General features: G+C 45.3%; 3 protein-coding genes and 1 pseudogene. 1 reads left to right on the top strand and 3 read right to left on the bottom strand.

The window, feature by feature from the left end; all coding sequences use genetic code 11:
* Positions 1-10 precede the first annotated feature (10 nt).
* From RDN93_RS12935 to metG, 3 genes are all read right to left on the bottom strand, one after another.
* Positions 11-1,054 carry a hypothetical protein gene (locus RDN93_RS12935; RefSeq protein WP_308745923.1) on the bottom strand — a complete coding sequence of 348 codons (1,044 nt, stop codon included), beginning with the start codon at positions 1,052-1,054 and terminating at the stop codon, positions 11-13.
* Positions 1,041-2,498 (bottom strand): lipopolysaccharide biosynthesis protein, encoded by a 1,458-nt coding sequence (locus RDN93_RS12940; RefSeq protein WP_308745924.1) that lies wholly within the window; start codon positions 2,496-2,498, stop codon positions 1,041-1,043. Before RDN93_RS12940 ends, RDN93_RS12935 begins: the two co-directional genes overlap by 14 nt.
* Positions 2,499-2,688: 190 nt before the next feature.
* Positions 2,689-4,788, bottom strand: a complete 2,100-nt coding sequence (gene metG, locus RDN93_RS12945) for a methionine--tRNA ligase (RefSeq protein ID WP_374047413.1) — start codon at positions 4,786-4,788, stop codon at positions 2,689-2,691.
* Positions 4,789-5,624: 836 nt separating this feature from the next.
* On the opposite strand from metG, the pseudogene RDN93_RS12950 reads away from it, so the two are divergent.
* Positions 5,625-5,744 (top strand): annotated as a pseudogene (locus RDN93_RS12950) (DNA-binding protein); the annotation flags it as partial.
* Positions 5,745-6,000 lie beyond the last annotated feature (256 nt).

The raw sequence follows: 6,000 nt of genomic DNA on the forward strand, positions 1-6,000 counted from the left end.
GAAATTTTGTTTAATGCCGGCGGATATACTCCGTTGCCACCTGTCCGCGTCCCGGAATGGGGAGGGTGGATGCATATGGGAAATCCTTGAGCGAGCAGTCTGCCGGACTGATGCTCGGATAGAATTTCTTTAACAGGAACAGACTCGGGCCGGCGGTGATGCTTCCTATGAAGACGGAAGCGTTCATCAATATCTGTATGGAAGAAAGGAAACGTGTCATCTGCTTTTGTTTCAGCTCTTTGGCGGTCTGTGTGAAGGAACTGTTGACGTATCCTTGCTCGTCGGGGCTGCACAGGGTGTACCAGTGTATTTCCGGAACAAGAGTCTGCACTTGCTGAAAAAGCCGGTAATCATCGGTCAGCACAAATACATCGCGTGCCGTTGTCTTTTCTTTGATAAGCTGTATGTAATGTTCCGGCGGCAACAGGTTGGTTTCGGTTATTTTGTCTCCGCCGCGTATCTGGCATCCTGCGTATGCTTGCGGGAGTTGCAGGCTGTCCGCCAATTGGCGACATTCCTGTGCGGTTGCCGTGTTGAACTTCCAGGTGATTTCCGTCAGCTTCTGGAATGCGTGGAGGTAGTCACCGTCTATTCCCAGTTCGGGGATATGGAAATGCTGGGCAGGATTGAATTTCAGTTGGAAATTGAGCAATACCGGTTTGCTATATACAAGAAAAGCAAGAATTTTTCCGATAAGGTTCTTTAAAGTAACCTTTAGTTTCCATTTCAGAAGTTTTGTCCTGGGCAGTTTCTTGTCTTTCATCAGTGCTTTCCACGAAGGAAGACGATGGGTGTTGTATGTATGGTGAAACGATTCGTGCACCTGTTCGCAGAAAGGGACGAAACAATCTTCCCAGCCTTTTTCCCACCCGAAGTTGGCGTCGTCGGAATAGAGTTTGAACTGAATTTTGTGTTGCAGGCAGTAGAGCATGGCATGAATCATATAGGTATATTCGGTAAAGAATCCGGCATCTATGCCTATATGATAAATCATTGTCTTCTTGAAAGAACTGTTCAGCAGACGGTATTGGGTAGCAAGATCATTCGTGTTCATGGCTTTTCTTTTTGATGAAATAGGCTATACTCTCCTTGAAGGTGACGGAACGGCTCGCCCACATGGCTGCTACATAGAGCGTTGCTGCCAGTATTATCTTACTTGCCAGGCGGATATAAATGTTCTCGATGGAATAGGTGAGATTGTAGGTGATTGCCATGACGGCGGCTGCTATGATGGCATAAGGAAGTATATCTGCCAAGGCGTGGCGCAGTTTCAGTCCGATAGTCTGCTGTACGAAGTAGTGCCATGTCAGTATCCACAGGATATTGATGGAGACGTAAACGGCAAGCATGGCATATATCCCATGGGAATGAACCAGAAGAACGCTTGAGAGTAAAAGAATGCCGAGGGATATGGTGTTCCACATGTAGACACGGGATTTTCCTTTGCTGATAATAAGCTGCTGATAGAGGTATGCGATGGGGGCAAAGGCTCCGCTGATACACAGAATTTGCATGATAGATACACTGGAATACCATTTGTCGGTGATGGTAATGATAATCAGTTCTTCTGAGATAATCCCCAGTCCCAGCATGGCAGGGAATGCTACAAAGGCGGTGAAACGCAGCATTTTGCGGAATATCCGCTTTTGCCGTTCAGGGTCGTCCGAAACTTTAGTGAGTACCGGTTGTGCCACTCCGTTTATCATGCCCGATATAAAGAGTTGTCCCATGCCGCACCATTTATTGGCTTGGTTATAGTATCCCACTTCCTGTTCTGTGTAGAACTTCCCCAATATCACCGAAAACAAGTTGTTGTTGATGTGATTGAATACGTTGGTTATCAATAGCTTCCCACTGAATCCGAACATCTCTTTGATGGGCGCGAAATTGATCTGGAGCGTCGGCCGCCAACGGGTGAAATGCCAGTAACAGGCGGTATTGACAGATACGTAAACTATGCTTTGCGTGGCAATGCCCCAGTAAGAAAAGCCAAAGTAAGCCAGCGTGATCCCGGTGATTCCTGAGACGATAAGTCCGATGACCGACGATAAAGCCCGCTGCTTGACCATCAGGTTGCGCAGGAGATAGGCGCTATGGGATATGCCCAGGCTGGCAATGAAAAATCCTATAAAAGAATAACGTGCCAGTGGCGTCAATTCGGGAGTGTTGTAAAAATCGGCAATGAACGGTGCGCATAAAAATAACAGCAGATACAGTGACAAACTGATTGCGGCATTAAACCAGAATACGGCATTATAGTCATTGTGTGTCACCTCTTTTTTGTTGACAAGAGCTGCCGTGAAACCGCTTTCCTGTATCGAACTGGCTATGAGGGAGAAGATTGCCAGCATTCCCACCATTCCATAATCTGCCGGGGTGAGTAACCGTGCGAGGAATATTCCGAAAAGCAGATTCAGCAACTGCTGTATACCGTTGCTGAATCCGCCCCAGAATAATCCTTTGGCTGTTTTCTCTTTTAGTGACTGATTTTCACTCATATCATAGTCTTTCCTTTAACTGTTAAAATGATATTCTTTGCCAAACACTAACTTTATTAAAGATGTTACTTGTTCGGTTACTAGTTCACTTGTTCAGCCGCTTGTTCGGTTACTTGTTCGGTCATCGGAAAAAGAATAAGGTTCTGCAAATTCTGCAGAACACATTATTCTATTATTTTACTTCACTCTGTTATTTTACTTCACTGCCCGGCTTCACTTCACGTCCCGGCATGATGACTGCCAGGCTGCCGTCGTTATTCTCGGCACTCAGAATCATGCCTTCGCTGACGATGCCTTTCAGCTTGCGCGGAGCAAGGTTGGCGATGAAGCAGACCTGTTTGCCTACCAGTTCTTCCGGTTGGTAATGCTTGGCAATGCCCGATACGATGGTACGTGTTTCCAGTCCGTCATCAATCTTGAATTGCAGCAGTTTGTCTGCCTTCGGCACTTTCTGACATTCGAGGATAGTACCTACGCGGATATCCAGTTTCGTGAAATCATCGAATTCGATGTTCGGGCGAATCGGGTTGGCTTTGTAGTTGGCTTCTTCGTTCGCTTTCTTCGTATCGAGCAGCTTTTGTACCTGCGCTTCGATGGTGGCGTCTTCGATTTTCTCGAACAGCAGTTCCGGCTTGTTCAACTGGTGGCCTACCGGAAGCAGGTTGTCTCTTCCCAGTTCGGACCAATCGAAGGTATCCATGTTCAGCATCTTGCGGAGTCTCTCCGAACTGAACGGCAGGAACGGGTCGAAGGCAATGGCAAGATTGGCAACCAGTTGCAAGGAGATGTTCAGGATAGTCCCTACACGTTCCATGTCTGTTTTTGCCAGCTTCCACGGTTCGGTGTCGGCAAGGTATTTATTACCGATGCGTGCCAGGTTCATTGCTTCTTTCTGTGCGTCACGGAATTTGAATACGTCAAGCAGCTTTTCCACTTCCGCTTTTACGTCGGCAAATTCTTTCAGTGTTTCTTTGTCATAGTCGGTCAACTCGCCCTGTGCGGGAACTTTTCCGTCGAAGTATTTTTGGGTCAATACCATTGCGCGGTTCACGAAGTTACCGTATACGGCCACCAGTTCGTTATTGTTGCGAGCCTGGAAGTCTTTCCAGGTGAAGTCGTTGTCTTTTGTTTCCGGTGCGTTGGCGGTCAGTACGTAGCGGAGTACGTCTTGCTTGCCCGGGAAATCGACCAGGTATTCGTGCAGCCATACTGCCCAGTTGCGTGAGGTGGAGATTTTGTCTCCTTCCAGGTTCAGGAATTCGTTGCTCGGTACATTGTCCGGCAGGATATAGCTGCCTTCCGCTTTCAGCATAGCGGGGAACACGATGCAATGGAACACGATATTGTCTTTTCCGATAAAGTGTATCAAGCGGGTTTCGGGATCTTTCCACCATGTTTCCCAGCTATCGGGAAGAAGTTCTTTGGTGTTGGAGATGTATCCGATGGGGGCGTCGAACCATACGTAAAGCACCTTTCCTTCCGCTCCTTCTACGGGAACGGGGATACCCCAGTCGAGGTCACGGCTTACGGCACGCGGTTGCAGTCCCATGTCGAGCCAGCTCTTGCATTGGCCGTACACGTTCGGGCGCCATTCCTTGTGGTCTTCGAGAATCCATTTGCGCAGCCAGCCTTCGTGTTTGTCGAGAGGGAGATACCAGTGCTTGGTTTCTTTCATCACCGGTTTGCTGCCGCTGATGGCGCTTTTCGGGTTGATAAGGTCTGTCGGCGAGAGCGAAGTTCCGCATTTCTCGCATTGGTCGCCATAGGCACCTTCAGAGTGGCAGTGCGGACATTCGCCGGTGATATAACGGTCGGCAAGGAATGTTTTTGCTTCTTCGTCGTAATATTGCTCGGAAGTCTTTTCGATAAATTCTCCCTTGTCATATAATGTCTTGAAGAAATCCGAAGCCAGTTGGTGATGTGTCGGTGAAGTGGTGCGGCTATATACGTCGAATGAGATGCCGAACTCCTTGAATGATTCCTTTATCAGCGTATGGTAGCGGTCTACTACATCCTGCGGAGTGATTCCCTCTTTTTTCGCACGGATAGTAATGGGCACTCCGTGTTCGTCGGAACCGCCGATGAATAATACATCTTCTTTCTTCAGGCGCAGATAACGCACATAGATATCTGCCGGTACATATACACCGGCCAGGTGACCGATGTGGACAGGCCCGTTCGCATACGGCAGTGCCGATGTGACGGTGGTTCTTTTGAATTTCTTTTCCATTGTATAGTGTGATTTTATTGTTTTCAGCTTTGCAAATTTTGTTGCTCTCAGTTTTGCAATGTGCAAAGATATTGATTTTTCACCACAGATTACACGGATTAACACAGATTATTTCATTACGAAATGGTCGCGGAATGAAATAGAAGCGTTCGAAATAAAAAACAGGTAAAAAGAAATCAATGTGAATTAATGCTTTTTTGTAGTGAAAGTTTACATTACTGTGCGTTCTCAAATGCTAGCCGGATGCGAGAAAAACTTGCTGGATAGCCATGAGAAGTTATTGCCCGATTTGTAGCAGTTATATAGGCTGTTTCCAGCATCTATATGTCCTACTTCCAGCAACTATATGCCTTATTTCCAGCAACTATATGGGCTATTCCCAGCATCTATATATCCAATCTTCAGCAACTATATAGGCTGTTTCCAACATCTATACATCCAACTTGCCGGCGATGTTTCCATATTTTTCATAACAAGAACACGGAAGTTGATGCACTTTGGATTCGGTAGTCAAAAAACGAAATACTGTTAACAAAACTGCGTATGCTGTTGCATGAAATGCCGATTCTGTAACAATATAGCTCAAAATTGTAACATTGAGTACACAAAACAAAGTAAAACAAACAAAAACAAAATAAACCACCTCCCTAACCCTCCTCAAGGAGGGGATGAAGGAGGAGAGAATTTTGAAAAAGGAAAGCTTTGATGCAGGAAGAACTTGCGACCTGTAACTATCGAATAATGGGCTACAATACCTTCTGGAATGATTAATTAATTTATGAACGCACTTTGAAAAAATGATTGGGTCGGTTTGGATAAAGTCCATATATTTGCAGTGTTATTAAGCTTGAGGACAAAACTAAACTAATTTATCAACACAAAAAACTATTACAATTATGCCAGTATTGTACAAACCCTTCCAGTCGGTTCTGGAAGACAAAAACAAAAAGAAATTATTTCATCCCCGGGTGATATACACGGCTAACGTGGCAACTACCCAACTTGCCAAAGAGATTGTATGATTCTGATTAAAGTTGATTAATTATCAATTTGCATCAGGGTAATTCTTTAATTAATCAATAAGTCAGCATAATTCACATGACTTCTTAGTCTTTTCCTCATTTATCCTATATTTCTTCATAGATTTCTCCTCTTTTTCTTTCTTTTTTCTCATAAGAAAGAATATATTTGTACCTAAGTTAAACGAAAACAAGAGTATGATATGATAACAACCCAGTTGCTTCGTCCTGAAAGCATTGTTGTAGTAGGGGC

This window comes from uncultured Bacteroides sp. (assembly GCF_902491285.1).
Classification (GTDB): domain Bacteria; phylum Bacteroidota; class Bacteroidia; order Bacteroidales; family Bacteroidaceae; genus Bacteroides.